This window comes from Flavihumibacter cheonanensis, from assembly GCF_022352215.1.
Taxonomy (GTDB): domain Bacteria; phylum Bacteroidota; class Bacteroidia; order Chitinophagales; family Chitinophagaceae; genus Flavihumibacter; species Flavihumibacter cheonanensis.
Genome location: NZ_JAKRWF010000040.1, coordinates 1 through 292, shown reverse-complemented (window position 1 = coordinate 292; position 292 = coordinate 1). Strand labels below are relative to the sequence as shown.

1 protein-coding gene is annotated in these 292 nt (G+C 73.6%); it reads left to right on the top strand.

The window, feature by feature from the left end; translation table 11 throughout:
* Positions 1–292 (top strand): tetratricopeptide repeat protein (locus tag MD536_RS21035; protein WP_239603763.1); only part of this gene is annotated, 292 nt, incomplete at both ends.

The following is a 292-nucleotide window of genomic DNA, read 5'->3' as shown; positions in this document are numbered from 1 at the left end:
GGCCACGCAGCTCGAGTTGCGCGACGTCCCGGCGGCACTGGAGGCGATCGCCAAGGTGGAGGCGGCGGTGCCCGACCACCCTGCCCTCAAGCTCCTGCGCGCGCAGCTCTCGTTCGTCGAGGCGGCCAATGCCCACCCGGACGTGCTGGCCCTGCGCGCGCGTCTCGACGCGAACCCGGCCGACTCGGAGGCACGCCACGCCATTGCGGCGCACCACGCGCTCGCGGGCGACTACGCGACCGCGCTCTCGGAGTGGCTCGAGCTGATGCGCCGGGACCGGAAATACGGCGAC